This is a genomic window from Paraburkholderia sp. SECH2, assembly GCF_030464795.1.
In the GTDB taxonomy this organism is placed as follows: Bacteria; Pseudomonadota; Gammaproteobacteria; order Burkholderiales; family Burkholderiaceae; genus Paraburkholderia; species Paraburkholderia aspalathi.
In genome coordinates this window covers 298,338-319,830 of the sequence record NZ_JALPRH010000006.1, presented here as the reverse complement: position 1 = coordinate 319,830, position 21,493 = coordinate 298,338, and the positions used below count along the sequence as shown (strand labels likewise).

General features: G+C 66.3%; 6 protein-coding genes. 5 read left to right on the top strand and 1 reads right to left on the bottom strand.

Annotation, left to right across the window (positions count from 1 at the left end; all coding sequences use genetic code 11):
• The 3 genes from M0D66_RS14300 to M0D66_RS14290 form a co-directional block, all read left to right on the top strand.
• On the top strand, positions 1-347 hold a 347-nt coding region (locus M0D66_RS14300; protein ID WP_266210932.1), incomplete at its 5' end, for a phosphopantetheine-binding protein.
• Positions 348-392: 45 nt separating this feature from the next.
• Positions 393-11,675, top strand: coding sequence for a non-ribosomal peptide synthetase (locus M0D66_RS14295; protein ID WP_266210931.1), 11,283 nt, complete (start codon positions 393-395; stop codon positions 11,673-11,675).
• Between the two features lie 16 nt (positions 11,676-11,691).
• Positions 11,692-17,301, top strand: coding sequence for a non-ribosomal peptide synthetase (locus M0D66_RS14290; protein WP_266210930.1), 5,610 nt, complete (start codon positions 11,692-11,694; stop codon positions 17,299-17,301).
• A 47-nt stretch (positions 17,302-17,348) separates the two neighbouring features.
• Here the strand turns inward: M0D66_RS14290 and M0D66_RS14285 are convergent, their stop codons facing one another.
• Complete coding sequence (locus M0D66_RS14285; RefSeq protein ID WP_266210929.1) at positions 17,349-18,167, bottom strand: helix-turn-helix domain-containing protein; 819 nt, start codon at positions 18,165-18,167, stop codon at positions 17,349-17,351.
• Between the two features lie 256 nt (positions 18,168-18,423).
• On the opposite strand from M0D66_RS14285, the gene M0D66_RS14280 reads away from it, so the two are divergent.
• Together M0D66_RS14280 and M0D66_RS14275 are read left to right on the top strand one after the other, a co-directional pair.
• Entirely contained in the window at positions 18,424-20,622 is a 2,199-nt protein-coding gene (locus tag M0D66_RS14280) for a TonB-dependent siderophore receptor (RefSeq protein WP_266210928.1), read from the top strand.
• An 18-nt stretch (positions 20,623-20,640) separates the two neighbouring features.
• Complete coding sequence (locus tag M0D66_RS14275; protein WP_208620610.1) at positions 20,641-21,492, top strand: ATP-binding cassette domain-containing protein; 852 nt, start codon at positions 20,641-20,643, stop codon at positions 21,490-21,492.
• Position 21,493: the final 1 nt, after the last annotated feature.

The following is a 21,493-nucleotide window of genomic DNA, read 5'->3' as shown; positions in this document are numbered from 1 at the left end:
ACCGCCGCGCATTGCCTGAACCCGCATGGCAGGACGACGACACGCCCGTGGTCACGCCGCGCTCGCCCCGTGAAGCCGCCCTGCTCGATATCTGGCAGACCGTGCTCGGCCATCCCGTGGCCAGCGTCACCGTCAACTTCTTTGAAGCCGGCGGCGATTCGATCAGCGGCGTGCGGGTCGCCGCGCGCATCAACCAGATGGTCGCGCGCAATGTGCCGCTCGCCATGCTATTCCGTCACCCGACGATTCGCGGGCTCGCCGACTACCTCGACGCCGATGACGCGCAAGCCGACGCGGCACAAAGCGGCGCCGCCACCCTAAGCCAACTGCTGGCGGACCTCGAGTAACCGAGTAACGCCATGGCTCACCGACCCGACACTGATTCTGACTTTATGACCCAACCGACTCCGCAAATGCAGGCCATCTCGCTCCGCTACGCCGCACTGCCGCCCGAGAGTCGCGCCGCTTTCCGGCAACGTGTGGCCGCACAGCACATCGATCCGGCGACGCTGCCGATCGTGCCCATCGCGCGAAGTGCTGCGCACGGCGGCGACGCGCCGCTGTCGTTCGAACAGGAGCACCTGTGGTTCCTGTGGAAACTGCAACCGGACAACCCGGCCTATCACATGCCGGGCGCGATCGAGCTCGACGGCGAACTCGACGCCGCAGCGCTCGATCACGCGCTAGGCAGCGTCGCGCAGCAGCATCAGAGTCTGTGCACACGCTTCTTCCAGCGCGCGGATGGCGAGTTGCGACAGACAACGGAAGGCACGCCGCGGCCCGCTTGTCGCCTGCACGATCTGCGCGGCGCCGACGGCACCGCGCTCGATGCAACACTCGATGCCGCGCTGCGTCGCGCAGCCGTCGAGCCGTTCGACCTTGAAGCCGGTCCGCCAGTGCGCGCCGATCTGTTCCGTATTGGCGCCTCGCGTTATGTCCTCCTGCTGACCCTGCATCACATCGTCACCGACGGACATTCGATGAGCGTTCTGATCCGGGCATTGGCGCAAGCCTATCGGCAGGCATCGAGCAAAGCGCCAGCGCCCACCACCGCGCCCACGCTGCAATTTCGCGACTGCGCCGCATGGCAACGCGAATGGCTCGACGACGCCGCGCTGCAAACGCACATCGACTACTGGCGCGCGCAACTCGGCACGCACACGCCACCGTCCCCGTTACCGTTCGACCGTCCGCGCGCGCATCAGCCGAGCGCGGCGGGCGGCCGCGTGCGGCGCGAGATCGACGCGGCGCTGCTGGCGGGCCTGCAAACCCAGGCCGCCGCGCAAGGCGCGACACTTTTCATGGCGCTGCTCGCCGCCTTCGGCACGCTGTTATACCGCTACAGCAGCGAGAGCGATCTGCGCATCGGCGTACCGTCGAGCGGACGCGACAGTGTCGAAACCGAAAATCTGATCGGCTTTTTCGTCAACACGCTGGTAGTGCGTCAGCAGGTGGCGGGCAATCTGCCTTTCGGCACGCTGCTCGCGCAGACACGCCAGACATTGCTCGACGCGCAAGCGCATCGTGCGCTGCCATTCGCGCGTCTGGTCCGGTCGCTGCAGACTTCGCGCACCGACGACACGCCGCTCTTTCACGCGATGTTCAGCATGCAGCGCAGCGATCGCGCGGCGTTGTTGTCGCTGCCGGGTTTGAGCGTCACGACGCGCGAAATCGAAACCGGCGCCGCGCAATTCGACCTGTCGTTCAACGTCGTCGAACACGATCACGGCGCGCGGCTGAACATCGTCTATGCGTCCGAGCGCTTCGATGCCGCGACGATCGAACGCCTCGCCGATCACTATGCCGAACTGCTCGGGCAACTGGCGCGCAACGCGAATCTTTGCATCGCCGACCTGCGCCTGAGCCACTGTGCACAGGCGTCGCCGCCTATCTCCGCCACTGAAGTCACGCAGCAAGCTCATGCCCCACGCGGCGTGTTGCAGCGAATCGCCGACCACGTGTGCTCGCGGCCCAATGCAGAGGCTGTGACCGGCGAGACCGGCACATTGACTTACCGCGAACTCGATCGCTGGTCGAACCGGATCGGCCGATGCCTCGCCGAACGAACCGGCATGACGCCGGCGCCCGATGTCCGCATCGGCCTCTGCACGGGCCGCTCGCTTGCGCTCGTCGCAGGCGCGCTCGGCATTCTCAAAGCGGGTGCAGCCTATGTGCCGCTCGATCCGCGCTATCCACCTGAGCGCCTGCACGACACGCTGCTCGATGCGAACGTACGCTGCATCGTCGCCGATGCCGAAGGTATCGCGTCACTCGGCGCGTGGGCTACGGAACACGGCGTGGCGATCGTCGACGCAGCGGCGTTGCAGGATATCGAAACCGCTGACGCGGACGCTTTGCCGCAGCAAACGACGCCGCATCCCGAACAACTCGCCTACGTGATCTACACGTCCGGATCGACCGGGCGGCCGAAAGGCGTCGGCGTCACGCACGCGAACCTGGCGCGCCTGTTCGACAGCACGGCTGCGCTGTTCGATTTCGGTCCCGACGACGTCTGGACGCTATTCCATTCGCACGCCTTCGACTTCTCGGTGTGGGAGCTGTTCGGCGCGCTGGCGCATGGTGGCCGGCTCGTCGTTGTCCCGTACTGGACAACGCGCGAACCAGCTGCGCTGCAGCGCCTGCTGTGTGAGCAGCGCGTGACGGTGTTGAACCAGACGCCGTCCGCGTTCGATGCATTAATGCAGGCCGATCTCGCGGCGTCCGAACCTTTCGCCAACGTGCGCGTAATCGTGTTCGGTGGCGAACGGCTCGAACCTGCGGCGCTAGCCGCATGGCATCGCGCGCGCGGCACGCATGTGCCGGCGCTCGTCAACATGTACGGGATTACCGAAACGACCGTGCATGTCACCCATCGCGTGTTGCGCGACAACGATATTCACGGCACGACACAGGCGCTTTTGAGCCCTATCGGCAGCGCACTCGACGATCTGCAATTGCATCTGCTCGATGCCGATCTGAATCCGGTTCCGCCAGGCGCGAAGGGCGAACTGTATATCGGGGGCGCCGGTCTCGCGCGTGGCTATGCGAATCGTCCAGCACTGACGGCCGAGCGTTTCGTTCCCGATCCGTTCGGTCTTCCCGGCGCGCGTTTGTATCGATCCGGCGATGTCGCGCGGCGGCTGCCGGATGGCGAGCTCGCCTATCTCGGCCGCAACGATGCGCAGGTGAAGCTGCGCGGTTTTCGTATCGAGCCCGGCGAAGTGCGCGCGGCGTTGCTGAGCCATCCGGATATCGCTTCGGCTGAAGTGATCGCACGTGAGCATCCGCAACGGGGCGTGCAATTGATCGCCTACCTGGTCGCACGCCGCAACGCGGTCACGCTGCGTCAGGCCGCGCGCGAGCATGCCGCAGCGTATCTGCCGGCGCATCTGGTGCCGTCGGCCTATGTCGTGCTCGACGCGCTGCCGCTCACCATCAACGGCAAACTCGATCGCCACGCGCTGCCCGCTCCGGACGATGCGGCATTCGGCGCCGAACACGTGAGTGCCGGTGCAAATACCGATGCGCCAGTACCGCCGCTGTCGCCGGTCGGTCTGCGCCTCGCCGATCTTTGGCGCGAGGTGCTCGGTGTCTCCCATGTCGATGCCGATGATGATTTCTTTGCTCGCGGTGGCCATTCATTGCTGGCAGTCAAGCTTGCGGCGCGAATCGAACAGGCCTTCGCCGTGCAACTGCCCTTGCGCATCTTCTTCGATCATCCGCGGCTCGGTGCGCTCGCCGCGCAACTGGAAACGGCGCTCGCCAGCGGGCATCCTGATGGCCAACCGCAGCGGCAAGCGCTCGTGCGGCGTCCGGCTGCGCAAACCTGCGTGCCGCTGTCGCATGCACAGGAACGGCTCTGGTTCCTCTGGCAATTCGATCCGCAGGACACCGCCTACAACATCACGTGCGCGGTGAATCTGCATGGGGCGCTCGACGCCGTCGCGTTGCGCGGCGCCTTCGACGCGCTATCGCTGCGGCACGAGGCGTTACGCACGTCGTTTGGCGAAGAGGATGGTGTCGGCTATCAGGAGGTTCATGCCGCGCCGCGCTACACATGGACGGTGCACGATCTGCGTACGAGCGCGCCGGACGCACGTGAGTCCGGCGTCGCGTCACGATTGAGCGATGCCGCGCGTGCACCGTTCGATCTGACTGGCGATCCGCTGTTGCGCGTCACGCTGATTCACGTCGACGCCGAACACCATGTGCTGCATCTCGCCCTGCATCACATCATCGCTGACGGCGAGTCGGTCGATCTGCTGATCGACGAGTTAATCGCGCTGTATCGCGCAGCGCTGGACCACGCCGATTTCACCGCGCTGCCCGAACTGGGCGTGCAATACGGCGATTACGCGCGCTGGCAGCGACTGCACGGCGACGACACGGCGCTCGCGCGCCAACTCGGCTATTGGCGCGACTTGCTTGGCGAAACCGATCCCGTCCTCGAACTGCCGCTCAAACAGCCGCGCGCGGCACAGCGGCGGCGTGGACTCGGCCGCACCGTCCGCACACTCGACACCGCGCGGATACAGGCGCTGCGTCATCTCGCCGAAGCGCACCAGGCTAGCCTCTTTATCGTGATGCTCGCGGCACTCGACGTCCTGCTGCAACGCTATAGCGGACAGAACGAGATCCGCGTCGGCGTGCCCGTTACGGGCCGCACGCAAGTCGAGACTGGACGGATGATCGGTTGCTTCGTGAACACGTTGGTGATGACGGCGGACATCAGCCGCGCGGACACGTTCGCCGCACTGATCGCGCACGTCCGGCAGCGCTCGCTCGACGCGCACGCTCACGCGGACCTGCCGTTCGCGCGGCTCGTCGAAGCGTTGCAACCGAACCGCGAACGCAACACGACGCCGCTGTTTCAGGTGATGTTCAACTATCAGCAGGCGGCAGCGCCGACGCAAGCGTTGCCCGGACTGCGGATCGAGCCGCGCGATGCGCAAGCGGATGCGGTGCAGTTCGATCTGAAACTCGACGTCACCGGCGCAGCGGATTACGCGCGCCTGCACTTCGATTTCGCCGATGATATTTTCGCGGCGTCGACGATCGAGCGGATGGCGGATCACTTCGTCGAACTGGTCGACCAGGTGATTGCTCGACCTGGGGTCGAATTGCGCTCGCTGACAGTGAGTTCGCCGACGCGCGAGGCGGTGCCGCTTGCGCGTTATACGTTTGTGCCAGTGAGCCAGCGTATTGCGCAGACCGGGGCGCGGCGACCTGATGCCGTTGCCCTTGCCGGTGAGCAGGAGAGCCTCACGTATCGTGAACTGCTTGACCAGGCTTCGGCCATCGCCCAGCGGCTGCTGCGCGACGGCGTGCAGCGCGACGCCTGCGTCGCCGTCTGCGTCGCCCGTGGCCCCGCGCTGCTCGCCGCCATGCTCGGCGTGTGGCAGGCCGGCGCGGCCTACCTGCCCGTCGATCCGTCCTATCCGCCCGAACGCATCGCCGCGATGCTCGAGGATGCGCAGGTGCTGCATGTGCTCGCCGATGCCGCTACGGTTACCGATCAGCACAGCCCCGCGCTGTTTGCCGGGCGTCAGGTGCTGGAGCTCGCCGCCGTGCGGCACGCTTGCGCTTCCCACTCCGGTCACCGCACCCACCCACTACCCGCCCTCCACCCCGACCAGCTCGCCTACGTCATCTACACCTCAGGCTCCACCGGCAGGCCCAAAGGCGTCGGCGTCACCCACGGCGCGCTCGACCGCCTCCTCGCCAGTATCGATCTGCAACCCGGCCTGCGCGATGACGATCTCTGGCTCAGCGAATCGGCACCCGTGTTCGACATCTCCCTGCTCGAATTCTGTCTGCCGCTCGTGCGCGGCGTGCCGCTCGAACTCGTCTCCTCGCAGACCGCCCGTGACGGCATCGCGCTCGCCGCTCGCCTCGAAGCGAGCCGCGCCACCGTCTTCCAGGCTACCCCCAGCGGCTGGCGCATGCTGCTCGAAGCCGGCTGGCGCGCCGATCTGTCCGTGCCGCACCGCCCCCTGCTCGGCCTGAGCGGCGGCGAACCGCTGCACCCCGATCTCGCCGCCGCGCTGATCGCCCGCGGCGTGGCCTTGTGGAATCTGTACGGCCCGACCGAGACCACGATCTATTCCGCCGGCGCCCAGGTCTTCACCGCTCAGCCCATCACTCACGGCGATCCCTTGCCCGACACCGTGCTGCGCGTGATCGACTCGCACGGCCTCGCCGTGCCCGACGGCGGACTCGGCGAGCTGTGCATCGGCGGCCGCAATCTCGCGCGCGGCTATCTGCGCCGCCCGGCTCTCACCGCCGAGCGCTTCGTGCCCGATCCCGACGGGGCGCCCGGTACCCGCCTCTACCGCACCGGCGACCTCTGCCGGCTGCGCGACGATGGCCGGCCCGAACCGCTTGGCCGCCTCGACCAGCAGGTCAAGCTGCGCGGCTACCGGATCGAGCCCGGCGAGATCGAAGCCGCGCTCTGTGCCTGCGACGGCGTGAAGAACGCCGCCGTGGCGATCAGGGGCGAAGGCGCGCAGCAGCGCCTGATCGGCTACATCACCGGCACAGCGGACACCCGTGTGCTGGGAACCCGGCTCGCCCGTTCACTGCCGGCGCACATGCTGCCCTCGGCCATCGTCACGCTCGATGCGCTGCCGCTCACGCCCAGCGGCAAGCTCGACCGCCGCGCATTGCCTGAACCCGCATGGCAGGACGACGACACGCCCGTGGTCACCCCGCGCTCGCCCCGTGAAGCCGCCCTCCTCGATATCTGGCAGACCGTGCTCGGCCATCCCGTCGCCAGCGTCACCGTCAACTTCTTTGAAGCCGGCGGCGATTCGATCCTGAGCCTGCAACTGATTTCGCGCGTGCGCAACGCCGGCTGGCATCTCACGCCCAAACAGATCTTCGAGCATCCGACTATCGCGCAGCAGGCCCAGCTCATGACTGCTTGCGCCGATGCGACAAGCCGGGCCGCCGAGCACCACGATGCGTTGCCGTTGACGCCGATCCAGGCAGCGTTCTTCACGAAACGTCCGGATGGCGAGTCGCACTGGAATCAGTCCGTGCTGCTCGACACCGCTGAGGCGCTCGATCCCGACCGCCTCAGCGACGCGCTGACCGCGCTGGTCCAGCGTCACGATGCGCTCCGACTGCGCTTCACGCGCGACGGCAATGGCAACGGTAACAGTGACGCCCCGCGCTGGCAGCAGCGTGTGGCCGCTCGCGAGGACGCTGCGCTGCTGCGCCACGTCGAACTCGATTCCGCCGACTGGGACAACGCGTTGGCGAAGCAAGGCGCGACGATCCAGCAAAGTCTCGACATCGAGCACGGTCCGCTGTTGCGCGCCGGCTATTTCGAAGCGGGCTCACGCCGCCGCCTGCTGATCGCGATTCATCACCTCGCGGTCGACGGCGTGTCGTGGCGCGTTCTGCTCGACGACCTGCGCGCGCTCTACGCCGACCAACCCTTGCCCACCCTCACAACGCCCTGGAGCGTGTGGGTCAACGCCCAGGCGAACAGTGCCGCACCGGCTGCCGCGGAACTCGACTATTGGGCGCACACGCTCACGGCTGAGCAACGTGCGTTGCCGGACCACCTCGTCCGCGAGCCCGCGCGAGGCATGGTCGATCGCAGTCTCGCCGCGAGCCGCACGGTCAGCATCGAACTCGACGCAACCAGCACGCGCCGTTTGTTGCAACACACATCGCATGCCTATCGCACCCGTCCTGACGACCTGCTGCTTGCGGCGCTTGCGCAAACGCTCGGCGCGTCGTCGAGTCATGACGCGCCGGTGTTGATCGATCTTGAAGCACACGGCCGCAGCACCTCGCTCGATACCGTCGATCTCGACCGAACAGTAGGCTGGTTCACGGTTCAATACCCGTTCGCCTTGCCGCGCGCGCAGACGCCGGCGGCGACACTGATCGCGGTCAAAGAGGCGCTACGTGCCGTGCCGGAACAAGGGCTTAATTTCGGTCATTTGCGCGAGGCCGGCAGAAGCGCCTCGCTCGACGGAATAACCGACGCCGGGCGTCAGGCAGCACTCGCGCTCTGGCCTCGCGCCCAGGTCCGCTTCAACTATCTCGGCCAGTTCGATCAGGCGCTCGCCGGCAGTCACACGGTGAATTCACCGGATGGCGCCCCGCGTCTGCACTTTTCTCACGACTTCGCCGGCGCGCCGCTTGCGGGCGCCGACACCATGGACCACCTGCTCGACATCACCGCGCTGGTGGTGGACGGCGTGCTCGATCTTCACTGGCGCTTCAGTCCCGACGTACTGGACGCGGACGCGGTCGAACGACTCGCCGCGCAAACCGCGCAGGCGCTGCGCGAACTGATCGCGCATTGTGTCGATGCGCCGCCGGGTGCCACCGCCGCCGACTTCCCGCTCGCGCGTATCGGCCAAGCCACGCTGGAAGCCATGCGGCTGCCGCTCGGCGACATCGAAGATATTTATCCGGCGACACCGCTGCAGCAAGGTCTGCTGTTTCATAGCCTGCTCACGGCCGGCGCGGGCATGTACCTGAACCAGTTGCGCCTGACGCTCGACGGCGCGCTCGACCCACGCGCGTTACTCGCTGCCTGGCAGGACATGCTCGACCAGCATCCGGTGCTGCGCACGCATTTCGAACTCGGCCAGGAAAGCGGCCCCCTTCAGGTGGTGCATCGACATGCCGTCGTGCCATTCGCGACGCATGACTGGCGTGCCCACGCCACCGATTACGATGCCCGCCTCGCGCAATGGCTCGGCGCCGATCTGCGCAGCGACTTCGATCCGGGCCGCGCGCCGCTGATGCGTGTCGCGCTGTTCGCGCGGCCTGACGGTGCACACGATCTGGTGTGGACCAGCCACCATGCGTTGCTCGACGGCTGGAGCAGCGCGCAATTGCTCAACGCGTTGTCGCAAGCGTATCGGGCCCGCGCGCGCAGCGGCACACACGCAGCGCAGCTCGCGACCCGCGCTTCCAGTGCGCCGGCGGCATCTACTGCACCCTATCGCGACTACGTCCGCTGGCTCGCGCACGACACCGCCACCCGCGATCACGCCGACTGGTGGCGCACCCTCGCAAGTCACGCCGACGAAGCGGCGTTGCTTGCACCTAGCCTCGGGCGTGCGCAGCAACGCGAACCAGGCTCGCATGACTGGTCGACGCGGCTCGCCAGCGGTCTGCACGCCCGCCTGCTGCAAGCCGCACAGCGCGCCCAGGTGACCTTGAACACGTTGATGCAAGGCGCGTGGGCGATCCTGCTCGCACGCTACGGCGGCCGTCATCGCGCCGCCTTCGGCGTGACCGTGTCCGGTCGCCCGGCGGACTTGCCCGGTGTCGAACGGATGATGGGCCTGTTCATCAACAGCGTGCCGCTGTGGGTCGACGCGCCCGCCAGTGCGCCAGCCACCGACTGGCTGCGCGAGCTGCACACGCTGAACCACGCGTTGCGCGAGCACGAACACACGCCGATCACGCGCATCCAGCAATGGACCGGCCGCAGTGGCGACAACCTGTTCGACACGCTGTTCGTGTTCGAAAACTATCCGCTCGATCGAGCGCTCGACGCGGACGGCGACGGCCTGACGGTTCGCGCGCAGCAGAGCGCCGATCGCACCCATTACCCGCTGACGCTCGCCGTGCTGCCACGCGAACGGATCGACCTGCAATGGGCGTGGGACGGCGAGCGTTTCGAGCGTACGACGATCGAGCGGCTCGCCGCGGACTACGAGCGGATCCTGACGCAACTGGCCGCCGCCGTAGTGGATCGCGACCCGGCGCACGTGCGTCGCATTGCGCGGCTCGGCGACATCGCGTTGTCCGGCGAGACGCTCGATTCGCAGCCGCAACGCCGCTATGACTTCGAACCTGTGATGCCGCGCTTCAGCGCGCGCGCCGCCCGCCAGCCGGACGCCATCGCGCTCGCCTGCCGCGGCGCGACCTTGAGCTACCGCCAACTCGACGACTGGAGCAACCGCATCGGCGCGCGGCTCAAGCGCGCGGGCCTGCGCAGCGATCAGCGCGTCGGCGTATGCGTGACGCGCGGCGTCGATCTGCCGGTGGCGCTGTTCGGCATCTGGAAGGCCGGTGGTGCCTACGTGCCGCTCGATCCGACCTATCCGCGCGAGCGTCTGGCCGGCATGCTCGACGATGCCGACGTGCGCCACGTAGTCGCCGATGCCGCGTGCGTCGCGCAACTGGGCGCGCTGTTCGCGGGACGCGAGGTGATCCGCATCGATACCGCCGATGCGGCCGAAGCGAACCACGGCGTCATGAGCGTAGAAGACGCAGCGCCGGAAGTCTGGCATCAACCGATCGAGCCGGAACAACTCGCCTATGTGATCTACACCTCCGGCTCGACCGGCAAGCCCAAGGGTGTCGCGCTCAGTCATCGTGCGTTGAGCCTGCATCTGGCGGACTTCCAGTCTGTCTATGGGATCGGCGCCGGCGACGTCGTGCTGCAATCGTCGACGATCAATTTCGACGTCGCCTTGCACGAGTTGCTGCCCGCGCTGCTGCAAGGCGGCCGCGTCGAAATGCGCGGCCCCGATGCGTGGGACATCGATACGCTGAACGCGACGCTCGTCGACGCCGGCGTCACGTTCGCGCGCATTCCGACCTCGTTGTGGCAGCAATGGCAGCGCGCCGCGCCGCCCGCGGCGGCGTTGCAATCATTGCGGCAGATCACCGTCGGCGGCGAAGCGCTGGCCGGCGATACGCTCGCCCGCTGGCGCGCCGGTCCGCTCGCGGCGATCCACGTCGACAACCTGTATGGTCCGACGGAGACCGCGGTCGCGGCGCTCTATCACCGCACCGGCGCCGCCGACGAAGCGCACGTGATCGTGCCGATTGGGCGTCCCTATCCTGGCCGCGGCGTCGCGCTGCTCGATGACGACGGCGTGCGGGTTCCGCACGGCGGCATCGGCGAACTGTGCATCAGCGGCGACTGTCTCGCGCGCGGTTATCTGGGACGGCCGGGTCTGACGGCCATGCAGTTCGTTCCCGATCCAGACGGCTTGCCCGGCGCACGTCTGTACCGAACCGGCGACCTGTGCCGCTTCGGCGCGGACGGGACGGTGCAGTTTCTCGGCCGGATCGACCAGCAGATCAAGCTGCGCGGCCAGCGTATCGAGCCGGGTGAGATCGAAGCGGCGCTGCGCAGTTGCGCGGGCGTCACGCAGGCACTCGTCGCGCTGCACGGCGAAGGCGAGCATCAGCGCCTGATCGCCTATGTGGTCGGCATGGTCGAGACCGAGTCGCTCATCCAGGCGCTAAGCGCGCGCTTGCCCGAAACGTGGATACCTGGCGCTTTCGTCATGCTCGAGCGCCTGCCGATGCTGCCCAATGGCAAGCTCGACCTCCGCGCGTTGCCACCGCCCGCGCCGCCGACAGACGCGCCCACGGTCGCGCCACGCAATCCGGTCGAGCAGACGATCGCCGAGGTCTGGCAGGACGTGCTCGGCGTGCCGACGGTGTTCGTGCACGACAACTTCTATGCCCTCGGCGGCCATTCCCTGCTCGCTGTGCAGATCGCCGCGCGGCTCACGCGCGCCTTGCAGCAAACCGTGCCGCTCGCCGCCGTGCTCGCGCAAGCCACCGTCGCGCGGCTTGCAGAGTCGCTGCGCGAGGCATCCGATGCGCAGGCGCAAACCCGGGTGGCGCAAGCCGCCCAACGCGACACGATGAAACAGTTGCTGGCCGAACTGGATTGAGAACTTGAGACACCCTATGCCCACCGACGCAAGTCAAGAAAACCTCGAAATCGCGCAGCGTTATGCCGCCTTGCCCGCCGACAAGCGGGCCCGCTTCAAGGCGCGGCTGCGCGAGCACGGCATCGACGGGTCGATCCTGCCGATCGTGCCGCTCGCGATCCGGCCGGCACGTGCGCCGCTGTCGCACGCCCAGGAACGCTTGTGGTTCCTGTGGCGGCTCGACCCCGCCAGCAACGCGTACACCATCTCGCGCGCGCTGCGCCTCGATGGGCCGCTCGATACGGCCGCGCTCGATGCAGCGCTCGCGGCGCTCGTCGAGCGTCATGAAGTATTGAGAGCGGGTTTCGGAGAAGACGGCGGCGTGCCATTCCAGTTTGCCCGCGCAGCGGACACGGGCATACGCGCGGTCTATCAGGATCTGCGCGCGACGGCGGGCCACACCAGCGCTGAAGACCGCGAGGCGCGCTTACGCGCCCGACTATTGCACAACGCCGCGCTGCCCTTCGACCTCGAACGTGACCCGCTGCTGCGTTTCGAGGTGCTGCGGATAAGCGACGAGTCGCATGTGGTGCAGATCGCGATCCATCACATCGTCTCGGACGCGTGGTCGATGGGTATCCTGATTCGCGACTTCGTCTCGCTTTACGGCGAGGCGCAGCGCGGCCACGCCCTATCGTCCGCAGGACCCGCGCTTCAGTACAGCGACGTCGCGCTATGGCAACGCGAGTGGATCGACAGCGACACACTGGCGCGGCAGATGTCGTACTGGACCACTCAACTGGCGGGCACCGCGCCCGTGTTGTCGCTGCCTGCGGATCGGCCCAGACCGGCGCTGCGCGACGGCAGTGGCGCGCGTCACGCGCTGGATCTCGACGCAGTGCTCGCGACCCAGCTGAAAAACCTCTCGCGCCGCAACGACGCGACGCTGTTCATGACGCTGCTGCACGCCTTCAACCTGCTGCTGCATCGCTATAGCGGCGAAGCCGATATCTGGGTCGGCGTGCCGGTGGCGGGACGTCAACGCGCTGAGACGCACGCGGTGATGGGATTTTTCGTCAACACGCTGGTGATCCGCAGCCGGATCTCGGCATCGCTGCCGGCGCAGCAGCAATTGCGCACACTGCGCGATACCGTGCTCGAGGCCCAGGCGCACGAGGACCTGCCGTTCGCGCATCTGCTCGACCGGTTGCAGACCGACCGTGATCTGTCTCACGCACCGCTGTTTCAGGTGATGTTCAACCTCGACTACGCGGACCCGGCCGCGCGCATCGAATTGCCGGGCCTCTGTGCCACGCCGGTGGACAGCGACGCTGGCACGGCTCGCTTTGACCTCACGCTCAACGTGATAGAAGCGCCGGACAGCCTGCGGGCGATTTTCGGCTACGCGCGCGACATGTTCGACGCCGCCACCATCGAACGCTTCGCGCGCGACTATCGCGCGGTGCTCGAACAACTCGTCGGCGACCCGGCGCTCAAGCCTGGCGACATCGCGTTGTCCGGCGCGGCGCTCGTTTCGCAGGCCGAACTGCGCTATCCGTTTCTGCCCGTGGTGCCGCGCATCGTTGCTCGCGCGGCGTCGCAACCCGACGCGCCCGCGGTTTACTGCGGCGACGCGATGCTGAGCTACGGTGAGCTCGATCAGTGGAGCAACCGGATCGCGCGCCGCCTCAAAAGCGTGGGCGTCGGACGCGATGCGCGCGTGGGCGTCTGCATGACACGGTCGGCTGGACTACCGGCCGCGTTGCTGGCGGTGTGGAAAGCGGGCGGCGCGTACGTGCCGCTCGACCCTGATTACCCCAGTGAGCGTCTGCGTGACATGCTCGACGATGCGGGCGTGGTCGCCGTCATCGTGGATCGCGCCCGCAGTGATCCGTCTGGTGAGCAACCCGGCGGCCAACCTGGGGTTCGATTCGGCGAACTGTTCGCCGCCCGCCCGCAGATCGATATCGACGACGTCGCCAATGAAGACGCCGCTGGTTGGGACGAGCCCGTGCATCCCCGCCAACTCGCCTACGTGCTCTATACCTCAGGCTCGACCGGCCGTCCGAAAGGCGTCGCCCTGGATCACGAGGCGCTGAGCCTGCATCTGCGTGACTTCTGCGACGCTTACCGCATTGGCGCCGACGACGTGATGCTGCAATCGTCGACGATCAATTTCGATGTCGCGTTGCACGAGCTCCTGCCGGCGCTCCTCGCTGGCGGCGCCGTGCGCATGCGTGGGCCGCAGGCGTGGACGCTCGACACGCTGAACGCGGCGCTCGTCGACGGCAAAGTCACCTTCGCACGCATTCCCACGGCGCTCTGGCAGCAGTGGCAGCGCAGCGCGCCGTCTGCTGAAGCGCTGCGCGAGCTGCGCCAGGTCACGGTGGGCGGCGAGGCCTTGCCGGGCGACGCGCTCGAGCGCTGGCAACGCGGGCCGCTACGGCACATCACACTCGACAATCTGTACGGACCGACCGAGACCGCGATCGCCGCGTTGCATCACGTCACGTGCGGCGCGGATGCCGCGCAGGCGGTCGTACCGATCGGCCGCCCTTATCCGGGACGCGGCGCCGTCGTATTCGATCCCGACGGCAACCGGATGCCGCACGGCGGCGCAGGCGAGCTGTGCATCACCGGCGCATGCGTAGCGCGCGGCTACCTCGGCCGCGCGGCGCTGACCGCTGAACGCTTCGTGCCGGATCCGGACGGGCCGCCCGGCGCACGTCTCTATCGCAGCGGCGACCTGTGCCGCGTACGCGAAGACGGCGCGATCCTGTTTCTCGGCCGGCTCGATCAGCAGGTCAAGCTGCGCGGCCAGCGCATCGAACCCGGCGAGATCGAAGCGGCGTTGCGTGATTGCCCGGAGGTGGCCGAAGCGGCCGTCGTCCTGCACGCGAACGGCGAACAGCAGCAACTGGTCGCCTACGTCGTCGGCAACGCGCAAACCGGCGCGCTGCAGGAGGCGCTCGCGCAGCGGCTACCGGTATTCATGATGCCGGCCACCTTCATCACGCTCGAGCGTCTGCCGACAATGGCGAACGGTAAGCTCGATCGCTGCGCATTGCCGGCGCCCGCACCGGTCACGGCGCCGGCGGCGGAGCGCGTGGCGCCACGTAACCGGCGCGAACAGGTGTTGCTGGAGATATGGGAACAGGTGCTGGGATGCGAGGTCGGCGGCGTGACCGTCAATTTCTTTGCGGCTGGTGGCGACTCGATTCTGAGTCTGCAACTATTGGCCCGTGCGCGCGCCGCGGGTCTCGTGCTGACGCCGAAGCAGGTGTTCGAACATCCGAGCATCGCGCAAATGGCCCAGGTGGCGCGCGATGTCGACGCAGACGCGCAGTCCGCAAGCGCCGCCGAACTGCGCGACTCGCAGCCACTGACGCCCATCCAGGCCGCGTTCTTCGACAAGCATCCGCACGGGCTCGCGCACTGGAATCAGGCGGTCCTGCTGGAAGTACGCGACGCGCTCGATCCCGCCGCGCTGGAAGGCGCGCTGCAGCAATGGGTCGCGCGGCACGACGCGCTGCGCCTGCGGTTCGAACGCGACGTCAGCGTGCCGGACGGCAGCGCACCGCGCTGGCGGCAACGCGTCGCCTCTATTGAAACGGCAGCCTTGTTGCAACACATCCTGCTCGCGCCGCAGACATGGGAAGCCGACCTCGCCACCGCCGGTGCGGCGCTGCATCGCAGCCTCGATCTGCAACACGGGCCGTTGCTGCGCGCGGCGTATTTCGAAGCGGGCGCAGAGCGGCGTCTTCTGATCGTGATTCATCACCTGGTTGTCGACGGCGTGTCATGGCGCGTTCTGCTCGAAGAGTTGCAGGCGCTGTATGAACGCCCGGATGCCGCCTTGCCGGCTATCACGACGCCGTGGAGCGTCTGGGCCTCGCGTCAATCCAGCTACGCGCAGCAGGCCGAACGTTTGTGGCAACTGGCGTGGTGGCAGCGCATGCTGCATGGCGCGACCGCCGCGCTGCCGCTCGAAGGTGAAGGCGACCGGCGTCTGTCGGCAAGCCGCGTGGTGACAGTGAGGTTGACGGTGGACGCGACCCAGCGGCTGCTGCAGCGCGGCTCACGCGCGGACGGCGTGCGCACCGAGGAAATCCTGCTGGCAGCGCTCGCCCAGACGCTCGGGCCATGGGCCGGCGCAGCGCGCCTGCTGATCGATCTCGAAGGCCACGGCCGGGAAGATCTGATCGAGGACGTGGATCTGAGCCGCACAGTCGGCTGGTTCACGACGCAATATCCGCTTGCGTTGCCGCACCATGCCGACCCGGCGCACACACTCGGCACGGTACGCGACATCCTGCGCGCGGTGCCCGACAAAGGCTTTTCGTGGGGCGCACTGAAGTACTTCGGCGAGGACGCAAGCCGCGCGGCGATTGCCGCACTGCCGGTTGCATCATTGCGCTTCAACTATCTCGGACGATTCGATCAGGCGCTGCCTTCAGATGGCCGCTTCGGCTTTGCCGGCGAGCGCTCCGGCGCGCAAGCGGACGATAGCGACACGATGGATCACGCACTCGATATCGGCGCGCTGATCTCCGCTGACCGCCTGAGCGTGCATTGGCGGTATAGCCCCGGCGTGCTGAGCGAGGCGAGCGTAACGCGGCTCACGCGCCGCTTCGAGGACGTGCTGCTCGGTTTGATCGATGCCGACGCCGATGCCGCGCCTGCTCAATCGCACAATGTAGCGGCGCGCCCCGACGTGGGTGAATCAGCGGCTCACGAACTCTCCCCATCGCTCCTGCAGGACTCCCCCGAGGCAGTCGAAAAAGATCGCGCGGTCTTCGCGCTGTGGATGCAGCGCGTTCGTCTCGAGGTCGCACTCGGCGCTCTCGCGCGCTCACGGCTCGCATCGCCGCCTTCCGCTGCTGCTGCTGCGGCGGCTGCGACTGCGACTGCGGCTGCGGCGGCGGAAGAACATGCTGCGCGGTTCGGGCCGCTTCCTGCGGGCATTGTCCCGCTCAACGATCTGAGCGCCCCGCATGCGGTGTTCTGTATTCATGCGGGCCACGGCCTGGTGGCCGAATACCGGTCGCTCGCGAAAGCGCTGAACGGCAAGGCGACACTGTTCGGTTTGCAGGCACCGTTGCTCTGCGACAGCACCTGGTATGCGGAAAACTTCGACGACATGGCGGCCGACTACGTTGCACGTATCCGTGCGGTGCAACCACATGGGCCCTACCGGTTGCTCGGCTGGTCGTTCGGTGGACGGGTGGTGATGTCGATGGTCGAGCAACTGGAGCGTTGCGGTGAACAGGTCGCGCTCGCCGGGATCATCGACGCACTGCCCGATCGCGATCTCGACGACAACGTGCAGGCCGAAGTCCGAGCGTTACGGATCTGGATTGCACAGCATGCCGCGCGCGGTGTGAACGCCGCCGAGCGTACGTTATTCGAAGATGCCTGCGACGTGATTCTCGAGCACGGCCGTATTGTGGAGACCTTCCGGATGCCGGCGCTGCGCACACCGCTCTCGCTCTGGTGGTCCACCGAATCGATCGACAGCGGCAAACCGCGCGACTGGTCGTCGCGCACCGGCGCAAGCGAAACCGTGCTGGCGGAAATCCCCGCTGGACACACCAGCATCATGCATCACCCGATGCTGCTCGACAGCGTACGTGGACTATTCGAATGACGTCGCGCCTGCTGCTGGAAACCCGCGCCGCGTACGCTCGCGCCAGGTCATATGGCGGGCGGTTCGCGGAACTGTTGGCGGAACTGCTGGGGCGTACTGCCGAACGCGCGCCTGAACATGACGGTGAAGGTGCGCACGTCGGCATAACCCAGGTCTTGCGCAACCTGACTCGCCGCGTGGCCGACCGACAGTTTGGACATCGCCTCAGCAAGGCGCAGCTGTTCGCGCCACTGTCCGAAGCTCATGCCCGTTTCCTGCCGAAACAGCCGGGCAACCGTGCGCGAACTGGCGCCGACCCGATCAGCCCACAGCTCCAGCGTGTCGTTGCTAGCGGGTTGCGCGATCAGACTTTCGCAGATGTTCCGCAGGCGGGCATTGGCAGGCAGCGGCAGGCGCGCGGTGCGCGCGCCGTCTGCGGCGTCTGCAGCGTCAGCGGCATCTTCCAGAAGACGCAGGATCAACGGCACGATCAGAGCCGTGCGGCTCTCGCCGGCTTCATCGGGACCGGAGTCGAACATGCCGAGAATCGTGGCGCGCAGCAGATCGCCGACCGGGATCACACGGCACTCCTGTTTTTGCGGCGCGAGCGAGTTCGGCTCGATGTACAGCGTGCGCATGGAGACCTGTCCGACCATATGCAATTCATGCTCGATCTGCGATCCGATCAGCAGGGCGTTGCCGGGCGTCAGCATCCACAGACCGAGCGGCGTAATCGCACGCACGATGCCGCTGGTTGCGTAGACCAGTTGCGCGCGATGATGACAGTGGGCGATTTCATGCGTTCCGTCGACGTAGTCGATCGCTTGCGCGATCACTTTTCGACCGGCAAAACTCTCGCCGAACGTTTGCAGTTTGGGTCGTGTCATGGCCCAACTAAACACTTTATTTTCGTTTGATACATCGATTCAGCCAATTATGTCCATTTTTATGTCAATGTTGTCCTGACTGACGACAGGCTATCAGATTATATTGCTATGCGGCCTGCGTAACGGCCCGCACTTCCGTCGTACCCCCACCCGGTTCAAAGATGTATCGATAGCCATCAAGAGCTAGCCAAACCAGCAGTTTCATATTTATTGCGAATCATTCTCACTATCATTAACAGTCAATTGGGGAATTAACATGAGTACCGGGGTGCGCGGATCGACCGCGCTGAGCAATGCGTTGCTGTTCTGTCTGCTGAGCGGAACATCGGCGGTGTACGCACAATCGTCAACGGACGACGCGGTGGGCAAAACCGCCGAAGTGTCCAGCTTGCCGACCGTCAAGGTAACGGGCAATCGGGACAACTCGCGCGTCGGATCGGCTGACGGTTACGTGCCGATCACGGCCGTGACGGCGACCAAGACGGACACGCCGCTGATCGAGACGCCCCAATCGGTGTCGGTAGTGACGAGCGACCAGATGACCGCACAAGGTGCGCAGACGGTTGCTGAAGCGTTGCGCTACACCGCCAGCGTGTTGCCGGAAATCCGCGGCGCTTCGGCGGCCGGCGCGTCTTATCTGTTCAGCCGCGGCTTCTACCTCGAGCAGTATCTGGACGGCGCCCGGATGCCGAGCGATGTCAGCTTCGGCTACGCGATCCCGAGTTTCGACCCGTACGGGCTCGAGCGCATCGACATCGTGCACGGTCCGGCATCGGTCCTGTACGGTCAGGCCGCGCCCGGTGGCGTAGCGAACCTCGTCAGCAAGCAACCTACCGCCACGCCCATTCACGAAGTCTTCGTGACCACCGGCAGCCACAATCGCATGCAGGCGGGCGTCGATCTGGGTGGCCCGGTGACCACCGACGGCAAGCTCACGTACCGATTCACCGCCACCGGGCTCGACACGCGCACTCAGGTGGAAGGCACGCGGCAGAAGCGCATCTACATCGCGCCGGCCGTCACGTGGAAGCCGGATGAAAACACGACGCTGACGGTTCTGGCGAAGTACCAGCGTGATCCGGACGTCGGCTATTACAACTTCGTGCCCGCGGTTGGCAGCGTGCTGTTCAACCCGGCGGGCCAGATCTCGTCGCACACGAACGTGGGCGATCCTGACTTCGATCATCATTCGCGCACGCAGCTTTCGGTGGGCTACGAGTTTGAACATCGGTTCAATCCGACCTGGACGTTCCGCCAGAACACGCACTACACCTACGTGAAAGACGATCTCGCGAACGTGTTCCCGTACGGCTATGCCTCCGGTTCGAACACCACGCTGAACCGCTACACGTTCTTCAACAAGGAAAGCGCCAAGGTCTTCAGCATCGACAACCAGGCACAGGCCAAGCTGAATACCGGCCCGGTCTCGCACACCATGCTGTTCGGTTTCGACTTCCAGCGCGTGCTCTATGGTGAAGACGTGGGTGCCGCGTTCAACGCATCGTCGCTGAATGTATTCGACCCGGTCTACGGCAACAACACGATGCCGGCCGAGACCTCCTACGATCAGATTCGCCAGAAACAGTTTGGCGTCTACGCGCAAGACCAGATGGCGTGGGGCAAGTGGCGTTTCCTGATCGGCGCGCGCGAAGACTGGGTTTCAGCCGACGACAACAATCCCGTCACCGCCTCTTACGAAGCGCAATCGGCGCGTGCGTTCACGTGGCGCACCGGTCTTGTCTATCTGTTCGACAGCGGGATCGCGCCGTACGCGAGCTTCTCGAAGTCGTTCGACCCGCAGGTGGGACAGCTCTACGGCGGCGGCATGGCGAAGCCGACCACCGCGCAGCAGTATGAAGTAGGCGTCAAGTATCAGCCGCCTGGCTACAACAGCTTTATCACGGCGTCGTTGTTCAACCTGACCGAACACAACGTGCTGACCTCCGACCTCGACCACTCCGGCTACTACACGCAAGCCGGCGAAGTGCGCGCGCGCGGCCTGGAACTGGAAGGTCATGCGAGCCTGACGAACAACCTGGATCTGGTCGCGTCGTACACCTACCTGAACGACGTCACCACCGAATCGAACGACACGACGACGACCATCTCGGGCGATACGACGTCGCTTCAGAACAAGCGCGTGTGGGGCATCCCGCGCAACATCGCGTCCGCATGGCTCGACTACACCCTGCATGCAGGGCCGTTGCGCGGCCTGGGCTTCGGCGGTGGCGTCCGGTATCTCGGCTCCAGCTACGACGCGTCCAATTCGATCAAGGTGTCGTCGGTGACGCTGTTCGATGCGACTGTCCACTATGACACCGGTCTGCATTGGCTCTTCTCGCTGAACGCGAAGAACCTGTTCAACCGTCAATACGTCGCGTCCTGCTTCAGCTCGGCGACCTGCGCGTACGGCGATGGAGTGGAAGTCCTCGCCACCGCCCGCTACCGCTGGTAAGCAAAAAGGATAAGCGTGTTGAACGACATGACCCAGCAGCAACTCGAACAGCGACCAGCGAGCCTGGCACACCACGACACCGCCGGGCCGGCGCCCCGCGCGTTGTACCAGCTTGACGGCGCGTCGTTCGAAGCCGACGGCCGGGTCCTGTTACAACCGCTCACCCTCTCGTTGAACGCGGAACGCATGATCGCGCTGATCGGCCACAACGGCTCCGGCAAGAGCACCTTGCTCAAGCTGCTCGCGCGTCAACAGGCGCCCACGCGCGGCACGGTGCGCCTGAACGGCACCGGCGTCGCCGCGTGGCCCGCCCGCGACTTCGCGCGGCAGGTGGCCTACCTGCCGCAAAATCCGCCCACCGGCACCGGCATGACCGTGCGTGAGCTGGTCGCGCTGGGCCGCTATCCGTGGCATGGCGCGCTCGGCCGCCTGCGTGCGGCGGATCACGCAAAAATCGACGAGGCACTGCATCTCACCGACACGGCGCGCTTCGCGTCGCAACTGGCCGATCATCTGTCGGGTGGTGAACGGCAACGCGTCTGGCTTGCGATGCTGGTCGCGCAAGGCGCTTCGTGCCTGTTGCTCGACGAACCCACATCCGCACTCGACATCGCGCATCAGATCGACGTGCTGCGGCTTCTGCGCGAACTGACCGACAGCCACGCGTTGACGGTGGTCATCGTGTTGCACGACATCAATCTGGCCGCGCGCTTCTGCGACGAACTGATCGCATTGCATAGCGGCCGCCTGCTGACAAGCGGCACGCCCGAAGCGCTCATGCGCGCCGACGTGCTCGAATCGATTTACGGCATTCCAATGGATATCGTTGTGCATCCGCATAACGGTAGCCGGCTCGGCGTGGCACGCTGAT